Source organism: Pseudomonas sp. BP01, assembly GCF_022760795.1.
GTDB lineage: Bacteria > Pseudomonadota > Gammaproteobacteria > Pseudomonadales > Pseudomonadaceae > Aquipseudomonas > Aquipseudomonas putida_Q.
Genome location: NZ_JAFBKA010000005.1, coordinates 109,471 through 130,431, shown reverse-complemented (window position 1 = coordinate 130,431; position 20,961 = coordinate 109,471). Strand labels below are relative to the sequence as shown.

The 20,961-nt window shown below is 63.5% G+C and carries 14 protein-coding genes and 1 pseudogene; 5 read left to right on the top strand and 10 right to left on the bottom strand.

Annotation, left to right across the window (positions count from 1 at the left end; all coding sequences use genetic code 11):
- Positions 1–65: 65 nt before the first annotated feature.
- Positions 66–431 (bottom strand): annotated as a pseudogene (locus JOY50_RS06755) (autotransporter domain-containing protein); the annotation flags it as partial.
- Positions 432–516: 85 nt separating this feature from the next.
- On the opposite strand from JOY50_RS06755, the gene JOY50_RS29215 reads away from it, so the two are divergent.
- Positions 517–1,470: an RHS repeat-associated core domain-containing protein gene (locus JOY50_RS29215; RefSeq protein WP_138736033.1), complete on the top strand. Its 954-nt coding sequence runs from the start codon at positions 517–519 to the stop codon at positions 1,468–1,470.
- A gap of 117 nt (positions 1,471–1,587) precedes the next feature.
- On the opposite strand, the gene JOY50_RS06745 is transcribed toward JOY50_RS29215, so the two are convergent.
- The 9 genes from JOY50_RS06745 to JOY50_RS06705 form a co-directional block, all read right to left on the bottom strand.
- Entirely contained in the window at positions 1,588–2,664 is a 1,077-nt protein-coding gene (locus JOY50_RS06745) for an autotransporter outer membrane beta-barrel domain-containing protein (RefSeq protein WP_019470129.1), read from the bottom strand.
- Positions 2,665–2,981: 317 nt separating this feature from the next.
- Positions 2,982–3,776, bottom strand: a complete 795-nt coding sequence (locus tag JOY50_RS06740; RefSeq protein ID WP_132841845.1) for an endonuclease/exonuclease/phosphatase family protein — start codon at positions 3,774–3,776, stop codon at positions 2,982–2,984.
- 181 nt (positions 3,777–3,957) lie between these two features.
- Positions 3,958–6,111, bottom strand: coding sequence for a glycogen debranching protein GlgX (gene glgX, locus JOY50_RS06735; RefSeq protein WP_132841842.1), 2,154 nt, complete (start codon positions 6,109–6,111; stop codon positions 3,958–3,960).
- Between the two features lie 152 nt (positions 6,112–6,263).
- Positions 6,264–6,548: a DUF2934 domain-containing protein gene (locus tag JOY50_RS06730; RefSeq protein ID WP_019470132.1), complete on the bottom strand. Its 285-nt coding sequence runs from the start codon at positions 6,546–6,548 to the stop codon at positions 6,264–6,266.
- Positions 6,549–6,562: 14 nt separating this feature from the next.
- On the bottom strand, positions 6,563–9,337 hold the full coding sequence (locus tag JOY50_RS06725; RefSeq protein ID WP_132841839.1) for a malto-oligosyltrehalose synthase: 2,775 nt from the start codon (positions 9,335–9,337) through the stop codon (positions 6,563–6,565).
- Complete coding sequence (gene malQ, locus JOY50_RS06720) at positions 9,334–11,400, bottom strand: 4-alpha-glucanotransferase (protein ID WP_132841836.1); 2,067 nt, start codon at positions 11,398–11,400, stop codon at positions 9,334–9,336. Before malQ ends, JOY50_RS06725 begins: the two co-directional genes overlap by 4 nt.
- Positions 11,397–13,139 carry a malto-oligosyltrehalose trehalohydrolase gene (gene treZ / locus JOY50_RS06715; protein WP_132841834.1) on the bottom strand — a complete coding sequence of 581 codons (1,743 nt, stop codon included), beginning with the start codon at positions 13,137–13,139 and terminating at the stop codon, positions 11,397–11,399. Before treZ ends, malQ begins: the two co-directional genes overlap by 4 nt.
- Before the next feature lie 14 nt (positions 13,140–13,153).
- A complete protein-coding gene (gene glgA / locus JOY50_RS06710) occupies positions 13,154–14,713 on the bottom strand; it encodes a glycogen synthase GlgA (RefSeq protein ID WP_019470136.1) in 1,560 nt (519 codons plus the stop codon).
- A gap of 543 nt (positions 14,714–15,256) precedes the next feature.
- A complete protein-coding gene (locus tag JOY50_RS06705) occupies positions 15,257–15,424 on the bottom strand; it encodes a DUF6026 family protein (RefSeq protein WP_238341775.1) in 168 nt (55 codons plus the stop codon).
- Positions 15,425–15,627: 203 nt separating this feature from the next.
- On the opposite strand from JOY50_RS06705, the gene gnd reads away from it, so the two are divergent.
- The 4 genes from gnd to JOY50_RS06685 all read left to right on the top strand — a co-directional run bounded on the left by gnd (position 15,628) and on the right by JOY50_RS06685 (position 20,933).
- Positions 15,628–16,611, top strand: a complete 984-nt coding sequence (gene gnd, locus JOY50_RS06700) for a phosphogluconate dehydrogenase (NAD(+)-dependent, decarboxylating) (protein WP_016488154.1) — start codon at positions 15,628–15,630, stop codon at positions 16,609–16,611.
- Positions 16,608–18,113 (top strand): glucose-6-phosphate dehydrogenase, encoded by a 1,506-nt coding sequence (gene zwf, locus JOY50_RS06695; RefSeq protein ID WP_019470138.1) that lies wholly within the window; start codon positions 16,608–16,610, stop codon positions 18,111–18,113. Before gnd ends, zwf begins: the two co-directional genes overlap by 4 nt.
- Before the next feature lie 144 nt (positions 18,114–18,257).
- Positions 18,258–20,054 (top strand): glycoside hydrolase family 15 protein, encoded by a 1,797-nt coding sequence (locus JOY50_RS06690; protein WP_138736036.1) that lies wholly within the window; start codon positions 18,258–18,260, stop codon positions 20,052–20,054.
- A gap of 258 nt (positions 20,055–20,312) precedes the next feature.
- Positions 20,313–20,933 (top strand): TetR/AcrR family transcriptional regulator, encoded by a 621-nt coding sequence (locus JOY50_RS06685; protein ID WP_026034333.1) that lies wholly within the window; start codon positions 20,313–20,315, stop codon positions 20,931–20,933.
- Positions 20,934–20,961: the final 28 nt, after the last annotated feature.

The following is a 20,961-nucleotide window of genomic DNA, read 5'->3' as shown; positions in this document are numbered from 1 at the left end:
CACAATGTTCAGTCCCTGTGCTGTCGCTGTGGGAGCGGGCGCGCCCGCGAAAGGGCCGGGCCTGCCTACCACCTCATCCGCACCCCAAGGCTGCCAATCAGCCCGTTCAGGTCATTGTCATCCACATCGCTGCTGTAATCGGCGCTGACGAACAAGGCCACAGAAGGCGTCACCCGCGCCACCAGCCCCAAGCCCAATTCCACCGTGGTGGAGTAACGCGAGCTGGAGATCTTGTCGACCTGGTCCAGCTTCACTTCGTCGGCATTGCTGGAGTCGTACCATACGTTGGTCCGCACATAGGGTTCGATGGGCATGCCGTGCACTTCGTAGCGCCCGGACAATCTGGCCCCGACCCGGCCGCTCCAGCTCGGCTGGCTGTCGAAGGCTTGCAGGGTTTCTTCTTGCACCTGGTTGCCGGGGAAGAAGCGCTGGTATTTCTGCTAGTTGTGCTTCTGGGATCCCGAATGAGATCTTGCTTCTCATCATTCCTGATCTCATCTGTAGAGGGGCAGAACCATGTCAGCATGCAGACGTTTTTTTTACCTACAGGGGCGGCTAGTGGTATCAACTGATCCAGTCGGAAACGGGCCCAGTCGTATCCTGCGACATGGGCCTATTGCTTTGTCTTGTCGTACGGAAGGCCCGCAAGAAATCTCGACGAGCTTGTATAAAACTGACGTGCCCGGATCGGTGCTTGGGGATCAACATCTGCACACTATTGCCTATTCTCCGTACGGGCACCGACCCGTGTGTGCACAAATGCAACTGGGCTTTAACGGCGAACGCAAAGACCCTATCATCGCTAACTACTTGCTTGGGAATGGAAAAAGAGTCTACAGCCCAATGCTCATGCGCTTTCTTAGCCCTGACGACTGGAGCCCATTTGCGCAAGGCGGGCTGAATTGCTATGCCTACTGCCAGGGTGACCCCGTCAACAAATCCGATCCGACAGGCAGGGCACCTGTTTGGCATCCGAAAATCAGTGCCTTGTTCAAGGACCTCAAGAGGACGGAAAGTTTTATGAACGGCCTGCGCCTGCCAGAGAATGGAGATTTACGGGTGAAGGGTTTTATCATGAATAGTAAGGGAAATGCCGGAACTGCCTTTACACTCAAGCTCGTGGGCGATAACTATGCAGTGAAGACACATCCAGAAGTCGGTCTGCCCACTGACTTGACAGGCTATCGTCATCCTGAGAGCAATACGTACTTCTATGTGGGTAAAACTGGCACGCCTCCAAGGCGGTCAAGTCCCTCTGCTGGGTCACCTGCGTCATCCACATTGCCCGCAGTCGCACCTCCATCCCAGATAACTCAGTCTGAGCTAGCGACTCTGTCGTCAGCCCCCGAGTCTCATCGGGATCTTTTGAATTCGGGCTTCCAATATGCAAATTGGACAATGTTCAACGATCCCGACATCTATGCCTACGTTGGATCTATCAGGCAGGACGCAGCGCTGGGTAATGTCTAGACATCTGTGGACACGGCCTGTCGCTTAACATTGCTAAACATGTTCAAACTTCGATTGATGGGCGGGCAAACCAGGTTGTCAGGCGCATGAGCGCGCCTGACAACTTAAGCAGGCGTTTTACCACCGCATCCGCACACCAAGGCTGCCAATCAACCCGTTCAGGTCATTGTCATCCACATCACTGCTGTAATCGGCGCTGACAAACAAGGCCACAGAAGGCGTCACCCGCGCCACCAGCCCCAAGCCCAATTCCACCGTGGTGGAGTAACGCGAGCTGGAGATCTTGTCGACCTGGTCCAGCTTCACTTCGTCGGCATTGCTGAAGTCGTACCACACGTTGGTCCGCACATAGGGTTCGATGGGCATGCCGTGCACTTCGTAGCGCCCGGACAATCTGGCACCGACCCGGCCGCTCCAGCTCGGCTGGCTGTCGAAGGCTTGCAGGGTTTCTTCTTGCACCTGGTTGCCGGGGAAGAACTGCTGGTTGATCAACTGGGCCTGGGGTTCGATCACCCAGTTGCCGCCCAGGCGGATCGGGTAGCCGCCTTCCACCGAGAAGGTCATCGCATGGCCGCTGTCGTCCAGGCGCTGGCCGTTTTCGCCACGGCCCAGTACATCGATCCGCGAACCCATGGCCACGGCATCCAGGTGCCAGCCCTGCTCATGGGTCATGCTCCAGTACACGCCCAGGCTTTCCCCGCTCAGGTTCACCGCATTGCGCTGCTTGTCGCCCAGCAGCGGGCGCATGCCGTTGAAGGTGCTTTGCAGGTTGTTGTGCCCCACGAAAACCCCAGCGCGGTGCACATTGCCCGCTGCAGTTTCACGCACGAACAGGTCCGGGCCGATCACCAGTTGTTGGCTGGGTGCCTCCAGCTGGTCTGGGGGTTGTGCACCATTGCGCGCGGTGGTCGGGAAAAACTGTGCCCACTGGCTGGCGATCATGTCCGGCGCCGCCTGCCCGTGGCGGGCGCTCATCGTTTGCGAAAACGCAGTGAGGGTGCCGATGCTCAAGCCACTGGCGCTCACCGGGTCAAGCGACATCTGCGGCATCGCGGGCTGTTGCAGAAAGCCAGGCGAGGTGGGGTCACCTTGCAGTTCGTACGCGAAAGTTTCCACCGGGGTTGCCAGAAGCAGCGACGTGGAAACCGCGTAGAAAATGCTGTCGAAGCGCAAGGGTTTCGAGGTGCTTTTCATGGCGGATCTCCTTTGTTTTTGTGGGGTACAGCCGAGGACCTGGCCTGTTGTCACGAGCTGTACGGCAAAAACAGTGGGCGACCCAAACCAGCACGCCACCCTTCGCAAGCGCGCACGAAGGCGCGAGCTAGAGGCTCGGCGCGAGATCTTTACTGCTTGATAATGTTCAGCTAAGGAGAGGACACCGCTTGCGTCAAGAAAGCGTGAAGGAAGTGTTCACGTTGCATGGTGATGCTTAAGCCATTGTTTTGAAGAGCAAAACAGTGGGGTATAGCGGGGTTCGCTATTTGCCGTGCCACGGCTATGAAGAATGATTGCTAAAGCCGCACTTCCACCGCCAACGGCAGGTGATCTGACAGGTGCGACCAAGGTTTGTGCCCCAGAATCCGCGGCCCGTGGCTTTCGGCATTACGCAGGTAGATGCGGTCCAGGCGCAGCAGTGGCAGGCGGGCAGGGTAGGTGCGGGCGAGGTGGCCATGGTGGCGCTCGAAAGCCTCGTGCAGGTCGAGTTGCAGGCTAAGGGTACGGTTACCGCGGCTTTTCCAGTCATTGAAATCCCCAGCGATGATCACCGGGGCATCGGCAGGCAGGGAGTCGAGCAATTTACGAAGCAGCTGCAGCTGCTGTTGCCGGTGGCTCTCCAGCAACGACAGGTGCACGCAGACTGCATGAACCGGGCCTTGCCCCGGCACATCCAGGATGCAGTGCAACAGACCACGGCGTTCGGGGCCAGTGATCGAAACGTCAAGGTTGCGGTGCTCGATGATCGGGTATTTGGACAGCAGCGCATTGCCGTGGTGGCCGTCGGGATACACCGCGTTGCGGCCGTAGGCAAAATCGCTCCACATGCTGTCGGCGAGGAATTCGTACTGCGAGGTCTGCGGCCAGCCGGGGTAACGCGCGGCGTGACGGTCGTGGCTGCCGAGCACTTCCTGGAGGAAGACGATATCGGCCTGGGTGCTGCGCACCGCCTCGCGCAGTTCCGGCAGAATGAAGCGCCGGTTGAAGGCGGTGAAGCCCTTGTGGGTGTTCACCGTCAGTACCCGCAGCCGCTTCACGGCCGGGCCCTGGTTGACGCTGGCGAAACCTTTACCGCCGGCTTCGGGGTTCACAATTCCTCCTCGATCGCAGGTGCATGTGTGTTGCATCTACCGGCCCTATCGCCGGCAAGCCAGCTCCCACAGGTTCTGCACCGCCTGATGGCCTGCGCCTTACCTGTGGGAGCTGGCTTGCCGGCGATAGGGCCGGTGCAGCCAACCAATACACAGTCGGACAGGCGCGGCCACCCCGGGTTCACTCCTCCTCGTGCTGCAACACCATCAGCAGCACCGACCGGCCTTTGACCTCGAACGTGCTGTCGAACTGCAGGTGTTGCCCCTTGCGCAACTCTGGCCGGTCGGTATCGATCAGGCAGCTCCAGTAATCACCTTCAGGTACCGCCGGCAACTTGAATGGCACAACATCATGATGGGCATTGACGATCAACAGGACCGTGGCCTCGGCACCCGGCCGGGCGATGCCGCTGACCTGCGCGCGGCCATCGATCAGCATGCCCAGGCAGCGCCCATGCGGGTCTTCCCACTGCGCCACGCTCATTTCGTTACCATCCGGTGCCAGCCAGGTCACGTCCTTGACCCCGATCGCCTCATTGTAATCGCCCACCAGAAAGCGCGAGCGGCGCAGCACCGGGTAGGCCAGGCGCAGGCGGGTCAGGCGTTTGACGAAGGCCAGCAGCTCTTTGCCCTCCTGGTCGAGGTCCCAGTTCACCCAGCCGATTTCGCTGTCCTGGCAGTAGGCGTTGTTGTTGCCATGCTGGGTGCGGCTGAACTCGTCGCCGGCGACGATCATCGGCGTGCCCTGGGCCAGCAGCAGGGTGGCGAAGTAGTTGCGCATCTGGCGCATGCGCAGGGCGTTGATGTCCGGGTCGTCGGTCGGCCCCTCGGCACCGCAGTTCCACGACAGGTTGTTGTCGGTGCCGTCCTGGTTGTTCTCGTCGTTGTCTTCGTTGTGCTTGTGGTTGTACGACACCAGGTCGCGCAGGGTGAAACCATCGTGGGCGGTGATGAAGTTGACCGAGGAATACGGCCGGCGCCCGCGGTTGTTGAACATGTCGCCCGATGCGGTCAAGCGTGCGGCGAAGTCGGCCAACTGGCCTTCGTCGCCTTTCCAGAAGGCCCGTGCGGTATCGCGGAAGCGGTCGTTCCATTCGGCCCAGCCGGGGGCGAAGTTGCCCACTTGGTAGCCACCGGGCCCGCAGTCCCAAGGTTCGGCAATCAGCTTGACCTGGCTCAGCATGGGGTCTTGGCGGCAAGCGACGAGGAAGCCGTGGCGCTCGTTGTACCCTTCGTGGTAGCGGCCAAGAATGGTCGCCAGGTCGAAGCGAAAGCCGTCCACGTGCATTTCGCCGGCCCAGTAGCGCAGTGAGTCGGTGACCAGCTGCAGCACGCAGGGGTGGCTCAGGTCCAAGGTGTTGCCGGTGCCGGAATCGTTGATGTAGTAACGCTTGTCGTCCGGCATCAAGCGGTAGTACGAGGCGTTGTCGATGCCGCGCATCGACAGGGTCGGGCCACGCTCGTTGCCTTCGGCGGTGTGGTTATAGACCACGTCGAGGATGACCTCCAGCCCGGCGTCGTGCAGGTGGGCGACCATTTCCTTGAACTCGGCAATCTTGCCGCTGGCCAGGTAGCGCGGGTGCGGGGCGAAAAAGGCGATGCTGTTGTAACCCCAGTAGTTGTTCAGGCCTTTGTCCAGCAGGTGCTGGTCGTTGACGAAGGCGTGAATCGGCAGCAGCTCGATGCTGGAGACGCCCAGCTCCTTGATGTGCTTGAGCAGCTCGTCGTTGGCCAGGCCGGCAAAGGTGCCGCGCAGTTTTTCCGGCACTGCCGGGTGGCGCATGCTGATGCCGCGGGTGTGTGCTTCATAGATGATGGTGCGTTCCCAGGGGACCGACACGCGCTGGTCGCGGCCCCAGGTGAAGGCCGGGTCGATCACCTTGCATTTGGGCACGAAGGGCGCGCTGTCGCGCTCATCGAATGACAGGTCGCCATCGGGGTGGCCGATGGTGTAGCCGAACAGTGCCTCTGACCACTCCAGGCTGCCGACCAGTTGCTTGGCATAGGGGTCGATCAGCAGTTTGTTAGGGTTGAAGCGGTGACCGTTTTCCGGCTCGTAGGGGCCGTACACCCGGTAGCCATAGACCAGGCCGGGGTGAGCGTCGGGCAGGTAGCCGTGGTAGATCTCGTCGGTGTATTCGGGCAGTTCTATGCGCTCGAGTTCCTGCTCGCCGGTGGAGTCGAACAGGCACAGCTCGACCTTGGTGGCGTTGGCCGAGAACAAGGCGAAGTTGACCCCAAGGCCATCCCAGGTGGCGCCGAGGGGGAAGGGCATGCCTTCGCGGATGCGCGATGGTGCGACTGAGCGGGTTTTCTTTGGGGTGCGGGGACTCATGACGATCCTCAAATGGCCGTGACGTAAGGGGAATTGTGCTGTCCTGCATTGGCCCCTTCGCGGGCTTGCCCGCTCCCACAGTTAGAACACCACACGTCAGCCCTGTGGAGATCCTGTGGGAGCGGGCAAGCCCGCGAATGGCCGGTACAGGCTTACCCGGCAGTAGGCTTTTTCACCGCCCGAGGCTTTTTCGCCGCAGCGGGTTTAACCCCGGGCAGGGCAGCTACCTTCGGCTCGGCAGGCGCCTTGGGCTCAGCGGCTGCCTTGGGCTTGGCCGGCGCCCGCTTGCGTGGCTCTGCCTTGGGGGCCAAGGCCTCAGCCTCGGCCAGCTTGCGGGCCATATCCCAGTGGCGTTCTTCCTCCCCTACGGGCTTACCTTCAGATTCCCAGATCTGGTAGGCAAATTCGCGAATACGCTTTTCATCGACACTCATCATGACGCTCCTGATGCTCAAGATTGTTGTATCAACACGTTGACCGGAAACTCCGCCAGCACGGTGCTCAACATCAACTCCTTGGAAGAGCTGACCGCCGTGCAGGCGAAAAGTCCCGTCGAGTTGGCAGGCGACAAGGCAAACGGCAGAACCAGCCGGGTGTCGTCCCAGTTCTGTGCCGGGATCAACGGTGTAACAGCACCACCGAGCAGGCCGCTGGCCAGGCGCGGGGCGACGACGACGGCATGCTCGCCTTCACCCAGGCGGGCAAAGGCAATCACCTTGTCTGCATGCCGGCCCTGCACGGTCAGTGGCAGGTAGGCGCCACGGCGGAACAGCTCGGCGTGGGCCTGGCGGCAGTCCAGCACCCGGGCGATCAAGGCCTGCTTGACGCGGCCATCGCGCCAGTGCGCCAGCAGCTCGGCTACCGGCGTGGCGTCGTCCAGGGTGCGACGCCTCAAAGCGTAGTCCACGGGGCGGCGGTTGTCCGGGTCGACCAGGCTGAAGTCCCAGTACTCGTTGCCCTGGTACAGGTCGGGCACACCGGGTGTGGTCATGCGCAGCAGGGTCTGGACCAGGCTGTTGAGGGCGCCGGGGCAGGCCAGCAATTGCGCGGCATCTGCCACGGATTTGCGCAGCTGCTGGTTTTCGCTGTCCAGCAGCAGGCCATCGATGTAGCGGGCACAGGCACCTTCGTAGGCCTCGTTCGGCGCGCTCCAGCTGCTGCGCAACTTGGCTTCGCGCAGCGCCTTCTGCTGCCACTGGCGGATACGCTCTGCGTACTGGCGCAGGGCGTTCTCGTCGTGCAGGTCGAGCGCTAGCGGCCAACTGCCAAGCAGGGTTTGCAGCAGCATCAACTCGTCGCCGGGGCTAGGTGCCAGGCCGTCGTCCAGCTGTGCGCGCAGCGGCTCTGCCAGCTCACGCCAATGTTCCACTCGGCTGGCCAGCCACGGGCCGCGTTCACTGAGCACGGCCAGGCGTGCACGGGTATCCTCGCCGCGCTTGTGATCATGGGTGGCGGTGGCCAGCAGGTTGTCGGGGAAGTCGCGCAGGCGCCGCTGGGCTTCGTTATGGAAGTGCATGGGCGGGGCGCTGAAGTGCTCGGCCTCGAAGCCCACGTCGTTGCGCGACAGCAGCCGGGCACTGCGGTAGAAGGCGGTGTCTTCCACGGCTTTGGCGGCGCTGGGCGCGGTCAGTTGCTGGAAGCGCACGCAGGCGTGGCGCAGTTGCTTGCGGGGGCGGCCCGGTGGCAACTGCCGCCAGGCTTGCCCACCCAGCCATTGTTCAAGGTGGTCCAGTAACGGCCAATCGGCTTCGCCGAGGTCGTGTCGGGCACCGGTCAGCGCCTGCTGGAAAAACCCTTCGTCCTCAGCCGGGCGCCCGCAGGCGTTGAAGTAGGTGCGGTACACCGGGTAATGCGCCACCAGTGCCTGCAACGCCCGGCGTATCGCGCCCAGGGTAAGGTCGCGGGTCATCAGGTCGTTGCGCGCAACCTGCAGCAGGGCCTGGGCTACCGATTCGCAGTCACCGGCCAGGCTGGCATTGAGCACAAGATGCCGCGCCAGGCGCACTTCTTCAGGGAAGCCCGGCCGTTCGGTGACGTTCGCCCACAGTTCAGTCAGCGGTGTTTCGCCGGCTGGGTCGTGCTGCAGCAGCGAGACTTGGTTCATGAACTCGTAGCCGGTGGTGCCGTCGGTGAGCCAGTCGCGGTGCAGGTGCTCGCCTGCGCCGAGGATTTTTTCCACGTAGATCGGGAAGTGCTCCACGGCCGCCTGCAAAGGCCGCTGCGCCAACAGGCCATCGACCCGACGGCGCAGCTTGCGGCAGTAACCACGCGGGTCGGCCAGGCCGTCGATATGGTCGATGCGCAGGCCGTCCACCAGGCCGCGTTCGATCAGCTCGAACAGCTTGGCGTGGGTGGCCTCGAACACCACGGCGCGCTCTACCCTCAGGCCACCCAGCTCGTTGATGTCGAAGAAGCGCCGCCAGTTGATGTCGTCGGCAGCGGTTCGCCAACTGGCCAGGCGGTAGGTCTGGCGCTCCAGCAGCAGGTGCAGGCGCTTGAGGCCATTTTCGGCGCGGCTGTCGAATGCCACCAGCGCCGATTCCAGGTCGGCACCTTCGCGCACCAGGCGTGCCAGTTCGGTGTGCAGCGGCAGGGCATCGACCAGCGGGGTGGTCGATTCGGCCAATGCCGTGAAGTGCTCGGCCAGCGTCTTGAGCGCCGGCTCCGGGCTGAGGGCGAGAATCCAGCCATAGTCGACCGGGCAAACCGGGAAGCGGTGATCGTAATGGGCGATTTGCAGCGTGCCGTGCTGCTTGTCGAATTCAAGCGGTATCTCGCCATTCTTCAGCGCCACGCCATAGTCGCTGCCAAGGAACGGCAACAACAGTTGCCCGGCCAGCAGCGGGTCGCTGGAGTGCCACTGGATGTCGAAGAACTCGGCATACGGGCTGCGCCGGCCCCAGGCCAGCAGGCTTTGCCACCAGGGGTTATCGGCCCCGCCCACGGCCATGTGGTTGGACACGGTGTCGAGAATCAGCCCCATGCCGTGCTGGCGCAGGGCGGCGACCAGCCGCTCCAGTGCCGCCTCGCCGCCCAGTTCGGGGTTGACGCAGGTGGGGTCGACCACATCGTAGCCGTGGCGGGAGCCGGCGCGGGCCTTGAGGATGGGCGAGGCATACAGGTGGCTGATGCCCAGCTGGGCGAAGTACGGCACCAGCGGCACGGCGTGGTCGAGGGTGAAATCACTGTGAAACTGCAGGCGCAGGGTGGCAGTCAGCGGCTTCATCGGTCACGCTCCCACGCCTGTTCGCGGGCTTGAGCCAGTAGCTCCAGGCGCCGTGCGGCATCTTCGTCATCGAGCAGTTCTGTCACCGGCCGGGTGAAGCGCCGCCGCCAGTTGGGGTGCCCGCTGGTGGTGCCCGGCAGGTTGGGCTGCTCGTCGCAGCCCAGCAGGTCTTCGAGCGGTATCAGCACCAAGGGCGCACGGGTGTGGCCAACGAAGCGGATGGCCGCATCGATCACTGCGTCGTTGTCCTTCAGTTCACCGTAGTTGGTCTCCAGGGTACGGCGCAGGCCGTCGCGTTCTATCTGGCGGCCCTGGCGCCAGTGCAGTTCGGTGGCAGCGTCGATCAGTTGCAAGCGGTGGCTCCAGTCGATGTCGCGGTTTTCCAGCCAGCCGGCCAGCGGCGCCAGGTCGTGGGTGCCGGTGGTGGCCAGAGCGTTGTCCGGCCAGTCCAGAATCGGCTTGAACTGGCCTGGCTGGGTTTGCTCGAACGGCAGCACGCGCATGCCCAGCACGGCCTTCTCGGCCAGTGTTTCGCGCAGCCCGTCGGGCACCGTGCCCAGGTCTTCGCCAAGGATGACCGCCTGGTGGCGCACCGACTCCAGCGCCAGCAGGCGCAACAGGTCGTCCACCGGGTAATTGAGGTAAGCGCCTTCGCTGGGCTTGGCCCCCTGCGGGATCAACCACAGCCGGCGCAGGCCCATCACATGGTCGATGCGCAGGCCGCCGGCATGGGCCAGGTTGGCTCGCAGCATCTCGATGAAGGCGCGGTAGCCATTACGCTTGAGGCCCTCGGGCGAGAAGGCGCAAATGCCCCAATCCTGCCCGGCGCGGTTGAGGATGTCGGGCGGCGCACCCACGTTCAGGCCGGCCAGCAGTTCATCCTGGCGGCTCCACGCCTGGCTACCGGCACCGTCGGCACCCACCGCCAGGTCGGCGATCAGGCCCACTGCCATGCCGTTGCCGCGGGCCGCCTCCTGGGCACGTTGCAGGCCGCGTTCGGTCAGCCATTGGCAAAAGGCGTGGAACTCGACCTTGGCCGGGTAGGCAGTGGCGAACGCCTCCACTTCCGGGTGGTAGGGGTCGTGCCAGGCCTTGGGCCAGTTGCGCCAGTCGGCACCCAGCCCGCGTTCCACAGCCTGTGCTTGCAACACCTCGAAGCGGCAGTGGTGGTCCAGTGCCTGGCCGCCGGCTGCGCGGAAGCTGTCGAAATCCTTGCGCAGCGGGTGGTCGCCATGGCTGAACCCCTGGTACAGCGCTTCAAGCAGGCGCAGGCGGGCGCTGGCGGCACGTGGCCAGTCGACCAGTGGCCGTTGCTCCAGCTCTTCCAGTTGTTGCTCCAGCCCGCAGGCTTCGATGGCCATGCGCACCTCCCGTTCGCCTAGCAGGGCGGCGGGGCTGGCGTACAGGGTGTTGAGCAGCAGGCGGCTGGAAGGTGAGTAGGGGCTGTAGTGCTCCTGGTCGATGGCCGACAGTGCGTGAATCGGGCTGATGGCCAAGGCATCGGCTCCGCGCTCGGCGGCCGAGCGGGCCAACTGCTCCAGCGCCAGGCAGTCGCCGTAGCCGCCGTCGCCTGGGCGGCGCAGGCTGTACAGCTGCACCGCCAGGCCCCAGCAGCGTGGTGGAGGCTGCACGTTGTCTGCAAGGCTGTGGCAGCGTGGCGGGGCCACGGCCACGGTGAAGCGGCGGCTGTCTATTTCCACCTGGTGATAACCAATGGGCAGGTCACCGGGCAGGCGTGCCTGCTCGTCCAGGGTGAGGGCAAGCGAAGTTTGGTCTTCCAGTGTGCAGCGGGCGACGCTGGCGGCGCTGAAGTAGCGTGCCAGGGCCAGTGGCTGGCCTTGGTCGGCGGTCAGCAATGGCGGCAGGTGTTCGCTGTCTTCGGCGGCTTCCACCGCGCGCAGGCTGGCGGCAATGGCAGTGTCATCGCTGGCCGGGTGGCCAAGGCCTGCGAGCAGGTTGCGCAGCACCTCGTCGCTGACGCGCTGTGGCCGGGCATTGGCGTCGATCCAGTCGCGGCTTAGCCCGACGCGGTTTGCCAAGCGATGCAGGGCGGTTTCGCTCATGGGCGCTCCTGGTCAGGGGGAAGCAGGCTGACCACGCAGCTGTACGCGGCCAGTTGGCTATCAGGGTGTTGGGTGTCGCTGGTGTCGAACAGCCGAGTGGCGGCAGCGGGCAGTTCGACCGCCTGCGCAGTGGGCGCCAGGTTCAGGTCGATGCGCAGGGTATTGCCATTGCCCAGCCGCCAGCGTGCGGTCAGCGCTTTGTCGCCGTGCACCTCGGCGCCCAGTGAGCGGCTACCGGGCAGGTGCGGGATGACGTGGCGGCGGCGCAGCGCCAGCAGTTGTTGATAAAGGCCGTGCCAGCCGGCGATCACCTCCTTGTTTTGCGGGCGTGAAGACTCGAAGGTCTGCTGGGCGTTGGGGTCGGGAATGTGCTCGCGCTGTTCGGGGTCGGCGAACGCGGTGAAGTGGGCGAACTCACCACGGCGGCCTTCGCGCACCGCGTCGGCCAATTCGTCATGGAAGTCGGTAAAGAACAGGAACGGCCGACAACTGCCGTCGTCGTCGCCCATGAACAGCAGCGGAATCATGGGGGCCAACAGCAGTAGGCCGGTGGCCGCACGCAGGGCTGGCGGCGGGCACAGGCGGGTCAGGCGCTCGCCAAGCGCGCGGTTGCCGACCTGGTCGTGGTTCTGCAAGAACAACACAAAGGCGCTGGGTTCCAGGTGCCCGCTGGGTTCACCGCGGGGCGTGCCGTGGCGGTTTGCCTGGCCCTGAAACACAAAGCCTTCGGAAAGGCAGCGTGCCAGCTGGTCGATGGGGCGTTTTTGGTAGTCGGCGTAGTAGCCTTCGGTTTCGCCGGTCAGCAGCACATGCAGGGCATTGTGGCCGTCGTCGTTCCATTGGGCGTCAAAGCCCTGTTCCAGCAGGCCAGCCTGGTTGTGCTCGTTCTCCAACACCAGCCACACATGCCGGCCCGGCTCTACGGCGGCACGCACCCGCTGGGCCAGCTCGATCAGGAAATCGGGCTGATCAATGGCATGCACGGCATCCAGGCGCAAGCCGTCGCAGCGGTAGTCGCACAGCCACATCAGGGCGTTCTGGATGAAGTACTCGCGCACTTGCGGGCGGCGGAAATCGATGGCCGCGCCCCATGGCGTCTGCCGGTCTTCGCGGAAGAACGGGCCGGCATACTGGTGCAGGTAATTGCCGTCGGGGCCGAAGTGGTTGTAGACCACATCCACCAGCACCATCAGCCCTTCGCCGTGGGCCTGGTCGACCAGCGCGCACAACTGCTCTGGGCTGCCGTAGGTGTTTTGTGGTGCGTAGGGCAGCACGCCGTCGTAGCCCCAGTTGCGCTCGCCTGGGAACTGCCCCAGCGGCATCAGCTCGACGGCACTGACGCCCAGCTCGGCCAGGCGCGGCAGCTGCCGGGCAACCCCGGCGTAGCCATCGAGCAAACCGACATGCAGCTCCTGGATCACCGCTTCGTGCCAAGGCCGGCCTTGCCAAGGGTGTTGCCACTGGTAACCGGCCACATCCACCACCTGGCTTGGCCCCTTTACGCCTTGGGGCTGATAGCGGGAAGCCGGGTCCGCCACCTGGAGTTCACCGTCGATACGGTAATGATAAAGGTCCCCAGCCTTGCACGGGGCAACGCCAGTGAACCAGCCATCCTCATCGGGCAGCAGCGCAACGGGCGGCTGCTGCTCCAGTTCCACGCTCACGCTGCGCGCATCCGGCGCCCAGAGGGCGAAGCGCGCCGACGTGGCGTCCATCAAGTGTGCGCCATGCCTGTGCATCTTCTGACCCTCGCTCAGTAGTGGCTCAGTTGTGCCTGCTTGACCAGGTCCTCGTACAGGCGGGCGTAGGGTTCAACCGCCTGGCACCAGTTGAACGGCTGGGTCATCGACAGGCAGCGCATGGCGTTCAGCAAGTCCTTCTTGCCGTACACATAGAAGGCACGGCTGAGCGCCTCGCGGTAGCTCTCGACCGTCGACTCGTTGAACAGGAAGCCCGTGACGCCGCACTCGATGGTGTCGGCCAGGCCGCCGGTGTTGCGCGCTACCGGCAGCGAGCCGAAGCGTTGCGCGTACATCTGGCTGAGGCCGCAGGGCTCGTAGCGCGACGGCATCAGCAAGAAGTCGCTGCCGGCGAACATGCGCCGGGCGTCGGTTTCGTTGAAGCCGATGCGCACGCCAATGCGGCCGGGGTGGCGCAGCGCAAGCTCGCGCATGGCCTGTTCTTCTTCCGGCTCGCCACGGCCGATGATCGCAATCTGCCCGCCTTGTTCGACGATGTAGTCGGCCACGCCCAAGGTCAGGTCCAGGCCCTTCTGGTAGACCAGCCGTGACACCACGGCAAACAACGGGCCTTCGCTGGCTTCCAGGCCGAACAACTCGCGCACTTCATGGGTGTTGCGCGCCTTGCCTTCCCAGTCGTTGATGCTGAAGTTGTGCTGCAGGTGCTTGTCGGTGGCCGAGTCCCAGCTTTCGTCGATGCCGTTGGGGATGCCGCCGAGCAGGCCTTGCTGGGCTTTGCTGGCGAGAAAACCGTCCAGGCCGCAGCCGAATTCCGGGGTGGTGATTTCCCGGGCATAGGTGGCGCTGACCGTGGTGATATGGCTGGAGTAAGCCAGGCCAGCCTTGAGGAACGACAGCTTGCCGTAGAACTCCATGCCTTCCTGCTGCATGGCGTGGTCGGGAATCGCCAGCTCCGGGCTGCAACCACGGCTGTAAACGCCCTGGTACGCCAGGTTGTGGATGGTGAACAGGGTAGGCGTGTTCAGCCCGCGCCAATGCATGTAGGCAGGCGCCAGGCCAGCGGGCCAGTCATGTGCGTGAACCACTTCCGGTTTCCAGTGGATCTTGCCTTCGCCAGCCGCGATTTCGGCAGCCGCCAGGCCCAGGCGGGCGAAGCGGATGTGGTTGTCGGGCCAGTCACGGCCGTTGTTGGCACCATAGGGGGTGCCGTCGCGCTGGTACAGCTCGGGGCAGATCAGTACATAGATGACCAGGCCGTCGGCCATGTCCATGCGCCCGATCTTGCAGGGCGGCAGGGCCGCGTGGCCGCCCAGTTCGCCCACGATGTGGATCGGGTTGTCACTTTCCATTACCTGGCGGTAACCAGGGATCAGCACCCGTACATCATGCAGGTGTGCCAAGGCACGGGGCAGGGCGGCGGACACGTCGCCCAGGCCGCCGGTCTTTACCAGGTCTGCAATCTCCGAAGTGACGAAAAGAATCTTGCGCATGTTCGGGTTGTGCTGGCGCTGGGCGCCGGGTGCCTTGCCTGTCGTGGCGAAATCCGGGGTGAGCGGCTCGCGGTTGTCCGGTTTGAATGAATCTACGTGAGGCTCGACAGCGGCACTGATCATACTTCTCTCCGTCCCTATGCTTGGCCGGGTGCTGGCACCCGTTAAGATATTACGTGTTGGTTCTCTCTAATTCGAAACTGCTTAGTGCGTTCCATGCCCCAGGGTCGTGCGCGCAGGCACAGCGCGATCGGCATTCCGGCCGAAGGCGATTGGACTGTTTGGGGTGTGCGGGCTCAGGATCGGGAATAGCCCGATGCGTCTGGCCTGCTTATGTTGATGACCCGCCGGGTTTCCTGAAAGTTCGACTTTTTTGGGTCACTCTTCCACTGAGCAATTGGCGGGCCGAAAACCGAGTGTAGGAGAGAAAGTGATAAAAAGGTGACCCACTGGTCACTATTGTTATGTGCGCAATAGACGCAAACGTTGGCGTTTGTGACCGGATGTGAAATGGTTTGGGCGAAGGTGGTGCGGGGTGTTTGGAGGGTGGGCCAAAATGTGGCTTGCCACCCGCAACGCACCTTTATGGTGCGCAACAAAAATTGAATGGGTGGCTTTATAAGCGGCGAGTGGGAGCCGGGCAGCCCCCACAAAGAGGAAGAAAAACTAGAGGCTTGTAGCCTTGTCGCCAGCGCGCTGTTGCGCCAGCAGCAGGTTCAACTGGGCGACCTGTTGGCGCAGTTGGTCACGTTCGTCCTTCAGTTTACGCAGCTCATCACGGCGCACGGAGACATAGAGGGTCTGGGTTGGGGTTGCAGGCATCAAGGTACCCATGAGCACACCTCGCGGTTTTGGCTGGTGACAAGTCAAAGCGTAGACGCTTCACGCGGGGCGCATTCTGAATTCTTTTGCAGTTCGTGGGAACTTTTTTGTTTATCGTGGTCTTGCCGTTCGTCGCTGAACCCTCGGGCGGCATGCTGGACTAATCTGAAACGCTGGACTGTGTTGTCATCCATTTCGTAAGGGAGCATCGGCTCATGCAATTGGGAATCGTCGGGCTGGGCCGCATGGGCGGCAATATCGCAAGGCGCCTGATGCGCGCCGGCCACCGCACCGTGGTGCACGACCGCAACCGTGAGGCCATTACCGGGCTGGAGGGCGAGGGCGCCCAAGGCGCGCACGACCTCGGTGCGCTGGTACAAAAGCTCAAAGCCCCGCGCGCAGTGTGGGTAATGCTGCCCGCAGGCGAGCCCACCGAGCAGACCATCGCGCAGTTGGCCGACCTGCTGGAACCGGGCGATGCGATCATCGACGGCGGCAATACCTTCTACAAGGACGACATGCGCCGCGCTGCCGAGCTGGCAAAACGCGGCCTGCATTACCTGGACGTCGGCACTTCTGGCGGCGTATGGGGCCTGGACCGTGGCTACTGCATGATGATCGGCGGGGAAAAGGACGTGTTCGAGCGCCTGGAGCCACTGTTCAAGGCGCTGGCCCCGGGCGTGGGTGACATCCCGCGTACTCATGGCCGCAGCGGCGAGCACCAGCGGGCCGAGCATGGCTATATACACGCCGGACCGCCCGGGGCCGGGCACTACGTGAAAATGGTGCATAACGGTATCGAGTACGGCCTGATGCAGGCCTATGCCGAAGGCTTCGACCTGCTGCGCAGCAAAGGCGGCAACGAGCTGCCGCAAGACCAGCGTTTTGACCTGAACGTGGCCGAGATCGCCGAAGTGTGGCGGCGTGGCAGCGTGGTGACCTCATGGCTGCTCGACCTCACCGCCGATGCCTTGGTGGCCGACCCGCAGCTGTCGCAGTTCAGTGGCTCGGTATCCGACAGTGGCGAAGGCCGCTGGACCATCGATGCCGCCGTCGAGCAGGCGGTGCCGGTGCCGGTGCTGTCCAGCGCACTGTTTGCGCGCTTCCGCTCGCGCCAGCAGCAGGGCACGTATGGTGACAAGATCCTTTCGGCCATGCGCCTGGGCTTCGGTGGCCACGTCGAGAAGAAAGGCGAATGACCAAACAGACCATTCCAGCCGCTCCTCCCTGTACCCTGTTCCTGTTTGGCGCCAATGGCGACCTGGTCAAGCGCCTGCTGATGCCGGCGCTGTACAACCTCAGCCGTGACGGTTTGCTGGACCGCAACCTGCGCATCGTCGGCGTCGACCACAACCCGGCCAGCGCCGAGGATTTCGCCGCGCGCCTGCATGCGTTCATGCTCGAGCGTGACAAAGGCGGCGAGGGCGGCGCCAAGTGCCTGGACGAAAAGCTTTGGGCACGCCTGGCCAAGCGCCTGGATTACCAGACGGGCGATTTCCTCGACCCGGCCACTTACCAGGCCCTCGCCAAGCGCATCGACAAAACCAGCCACGGCAATGCCATCTTCTATCTGGCCACCTCGCCGCGCTTCTTCCCCGAGGTGGCGCAGCGTCTGGGGCAGGCCGGCTTGCTCGACGAGTCTGGCGGCGGCTTTCGCCGCGTCGTGGTCGAAAAGCCATTTGGCACCGACCTGGCCAGCGCCGAGGCGCTCAACGCCTGCCTGTTGAAAGTGATGGGCGAACGGCAGATCTACCGCATCGACCATTACCTGGGCAAAGAGACGGTGCAGAACATTCTGGTCAGCCGCTTCTCCAACGGCCTGTTCGAATCGTTCTGGAACAACCACTACATCGACCACGTGCAGATCACCGCTGCGGAAACGGTCGGCGTCGAAACCCGTGGTGCGTTCTACGACAGCACCGGGGCCCTGCGCGACATGGTCCCCAACCACCTGTTCCAGTTGCTGGCAATGGTGGCGATGGAGCCGCCGGCCGCGTTCGGCGCCGACGCGGTGCGCGGCGAAAAGGCCAAGGTGGTCGGTGCTATCCGCCCATGGTCGACAAAAATGGCCCTGAAGAACTCGGTGCGCGGCCAGTACAGTGCCGGCAAGCAGGGGCGCAAGCAGCTGCCCGGCTACCGCCAGGAGGCCAACGTGGCGCCTGACAGCCAGACCGAAACCTACGTGGCGCTGAAGGTGATGATCGACAACTGGCGTTGGGCCGGCGTGCCGTTCTACTTGCGTACCGGCAAGCGCATGAGCGTGCGTGACACCGAAATTGCCATCTGCTTCAAGCCTGCTCCCTATGCGCAGTTCCGCGAGTCAGAGCTGGAGCGGCCCAAGCCCAACTACCTGAAAATCCAGATTCAGCCCAACGAAGGCATGTGGTTCGACTTGCAGGCCAAACGGCCCGGCCCGGAACTGGTGATGGAGAACGTCGAGATGGGCTTTGCCTACAAGGACTTCTTCAAGATGACCCCGGCGACCGGCTACGAGACGCTGATCTACGACTGCCTGACCGGTGACCAGACCCTGTTCCAGCGGGCTGACAACATCGAGAACGGCTGGCGGGCGGTGCAGCCGTTTCTCGATGCCTGGGCGCAGGCCAGCGAAGTGCATGAGTACCCGGCCGGTGAAGACGGGCCGGAAGCCGGCAATGAATTGCTGACCCGCGACAAGCGCGAGTGGCACCGCTTGGGCTGATGCTTTTGTAAAGCCTGTGCCGGCCCTTTCGCGGCTAAAGCCGCGCCCACAGGGTTATCACTTTCCTCAGGCCCGATGTGATACCTGTGGGAGCGGGTTCACCCGCGAAGAGGCCGGCACTGGCGATCACATCAAGGAGACTTAATGCCCGCCCATATCGAAGACTACGCCCTGCTGGGCAACTGCCGCAGCGCCGCTCTGGTCAGTCGCGATGGCTCGCTTGACTGGCTGTGCCTGCCCCGTTTCGACGCCCCCGCCGTATTCGCCGCACTGCTGGGCAACGAAGAAAACGGTCGCTGGCGCGTGGCCCCCTGCGACCCGGTCGAGCACAGCAGCCGCCAATACCTGGACGACACCCTCGTGCTGGAAACCACCTGGGTCACTGCCACCGGCCGTGCCCGGGTGCTCGACTTCATGCCACTGGGCGACGTCAATTCGGTGGTGCGGATCGTCGAGGGTCTCAGTGGCGAAACCAATTTTGAGATGGACCTGGTCATGCGCTTCGACTACGGTCGCAGTGTGCCATGGGTGGAACGGCTCGCCCCACTGACCCTCAGCGCCGTTGCCGGCCCTGACCGGCTGATCCTGTGCAGCACCGTCCCCCCGCATGCACTCGACCACCATACCGTCGCGCGCTTTCGTGTTGGCACGGGCGAGCGTCAAATCTTCAGCTTGCGTCACCAACCCTCGCACCTGCCAGTGCAGCCTGACTGCGATATCGACCAGGCTTTTGCCCAAACCGTCGAGCAATGGCAGGCCTTCGCCGCCCGCTGCCCGCAGGTGGGCCCTTATACCCCGCTGGTGCGCCGCTCGTTGCTCACCCTCAAGGCCATGACCTACGCCCCCACCGGCGGCATCGTCGCCGCCGTCACCACCTCGCTGCCCGAGCGTGTGGGCGGGGAGCGCAACTGGGATTACCGCTTCTGCTGGCTGCGCGATGCCACCATGACGCTGCTGGCCTTCATGAACCTCGGCTACTTCGACGAAGCCCAGGCCTGGCGCGAATGGCTGCTGCGCTCAGTGGCCGGTAACCCCGAGCAGATGCAGATCATGTATGGCCTGGCCGGTGAGCGCGACCTGCAGGAATACACCTTGCCGTGGCTGGCCGGATACGAGCATTCGCAACCCGTGCGGGTAGGCAATGCCGCGTCGCAGCAGATGCAGCTGGACATCTATGGCGAACTGGCCGATGCCATGTCCCAGGCGATCAAGGGCGGCTTGCCGCGCCACCCGCGCAGCGCCGCCATCTCCCGCCTGATAATGCCTTACGTCGAAGGCATCTGGCGCGAGCCGGACGAAGGCATCTGGGAAGTGCGCGGCGGCCGCCAGCAGTTCGTGCACTCCAAGGTCATGGCCTGGGTCGCCTTCGACCGTGCTGCGGGGTTGGCCGACACCACTGAAGAAGGCCGCGAGCGCGGGGACCATTACCGCCAGGTGGCCGACGAGATTCACCGCGAAGTCTGCGAGCAAGGCCTGGACCCCAGCGGCCAGTTTTTCGTCCAGGCGTATGGCTCGTCCGAAATGGACGCCAGCCTGTTACAAATTGCCCTGACCGGCTTCCTGCCGGCGGATGACCCACGCTTTTTACGCACGCTGGAGCAGATTGAACAGCGCCTGCTGAAGAACGGCCTGCTGATGCGCTACGACAGTGACAGCTGCAGCGACGGCCTGACGCCGGGGGAGGGCACCTTCCTGGTGTGTTCGTTCTGGCTGGCAGACGTTTATGTTTTGCTGGGCCGCCAGGCTGAAGCCGAAGCGCTGTACCAGCACCTGACCGGCCTGAGCAACGACCTCGGCCTGCTGGCCGAGCAATACGACCCGGCCGGCCAGCGCATGCTCGGCAACTTCCCCCAGGCGTTCAGCCATATCGGCATCATCAACACCGCACTCAATCTTCATCGCGCACAGTGCCCGGTGCGCGACCGGGCGGGGTGCGGGTAGCGGATGAGCGGAGCAACTGCCAACTGCCTTACACAAATCTCCAACACAAGAGATCCTGTGGGAGCGGCAAACCTTTGGTTGCCCGGCTGTTTCAGGCCGGCTGATATAAAAGTGTGGAGCGACCGGAGTAGACTAGGCCAAACCCCTTCGGCACGGAGCACACATGGGCATTCGCGGTACTGACCGGCAAATCGACACTATCGAATTCAGTGACGGCCGGCTGACCGGTGGCTTGGCGGTGTGGGCGGCGCAAGCCTGATGGCCAATCACAAGATCGAAATTCGCCGACGCAATATCGAGAAAATCTTGCAGGCGGCGGAAAAGGTGTTCGCCGAGAAAGGCTACGGCGCCACGTCCATGGGTGATATTGCCGAGCAGGCCGAATTGCCGCGCTCCAACCTGCATTACTACTTCAGCACCAAGGACGAGCTGTTCCGTGCGGTGCTGCAGGACCTGCTGGATGTGTGGAAGCAGGACGCACTGTGCTTCGAGAACTTCGACGACCCGCGCGTGGTGCTGACCAGCTACATCAGAGCCAAGATGGGCCATTCGCGCTCGCGGCCGCTGGGCTCGAAGATCTGGGCCGAAGAGATGCTGCATGGGGCGCCGGTGCTTGGGGTGAACCTGGATGACAGCCTGGTGCCCTGGGCGAAATTGAAGGAAGCCAAGATCCGCCGTTGGGTGGAGGAGGGGCGTATTCTGCCGGTAGAGCCGTCGGCATTGCTGTACATGATCTGGGCGTCTACCCAGCACTATGCCGACTTTGGTTACCAGGTGCAGTTGCTCAACGGCGGCGAGATGCTGTCGGACATGGCGTTCGAGAGTGCGGTGCAAACGGTGACCAGCGTGATCTTGCGGGGGATCGGGCTGGAGCCCTGACTCGGCAATAGGGGCCGCTGTGCGGCCC

Bases quoted from the DNA above. Each gene is read 5' to 3' on its own strand.
- gnd (WP_016488154.1), top strand. From the start codon at position 15,628: ATGCAATTGGGAATCGTCGGGCTGGGCCGCATGGGCGGCAATATCGCA.
- JOY50_RS06685 (WP_026034333.1), top strand. From the start codon at position 20,313: ATGGCCAATCACAAGATCGAAATTCGCCGACGCAATATCGAGAAAATC.
- JOY50_RS06730 (WP_019470132.1), bottom strand. From the start codon at position 6,548: ATGATGAGTGTCGATGAAAAGCGTATTCGCGAATTTGCCTACCAGATC.
- glgX (WP_132841842.1), bottom strand. From the start codon at position 6,111: ATGAGTCCCCGCACCCCAAAGAAAACCCGCTCAGTCGCACCATCGCGC.
- treZ (WP_132841834.1), bottom strand. From the start codon at position 13,139: ATGCACAGGCATGGCGCACACTTGATGGACGCCACGTCGGCGCGCTTC.
- JOY50_RS29215 (WP_138736033.1), top strand. From the start codon at position 517: ATGTCAGCATGCAGACGTTTTTTTTACCTACAGGGGCGGCTAGTGGTA.
- glgA (WP_019470136.1), bottom strand. From the start codon at position 14,713: ATGATCAGTGCCGCTGTCGAGCCTCACGTAGATTCATTCAAACCGGAC.
- JOY50_RS06725 (WP_132841839.1), bottom strand. From the start codon at position 9,337: ATGAAGCCGCTGACTGCCACCCTGCGCCTGCAGTTTCACAGTGATTTC.
- JOY50_RS06745 (WP_019470129.1), bottom strand. From the start codon at position 2,664: ATGAAAAGCACCTCGAAACCCTTGCGCTTCGACAGCATTTTCTACGCG.
- zwf (WP_019470138.1), top strand. From the start codon at position 16,608: ATGACCAAACAGACCATTCCAGCCGCTCCTCCCTGTACCCTGTTCCTG.
- JOY50_RS06690 (WP_138736036.1), top strand. From the start codon at position 18,258: ATGCCCGCCCATATCGAAGACTACGCCCTGCTGGGCAACTGCCGCAGC.
- JOY50_RS06705 (WP_238341775.1), bottom strand. From the start codon at position 15,424: ATGGGTACCTTGATGCCTGCAACCCCAACCCAGACCCTCTATGTCTCC.
- malQ (WP_132841836.1), bottom strand. From the start codon at position 11,400: ATGAGCGAAACCGCCCTGCATCGCTTGGCAAACCGCGTCGGGCTAAGC.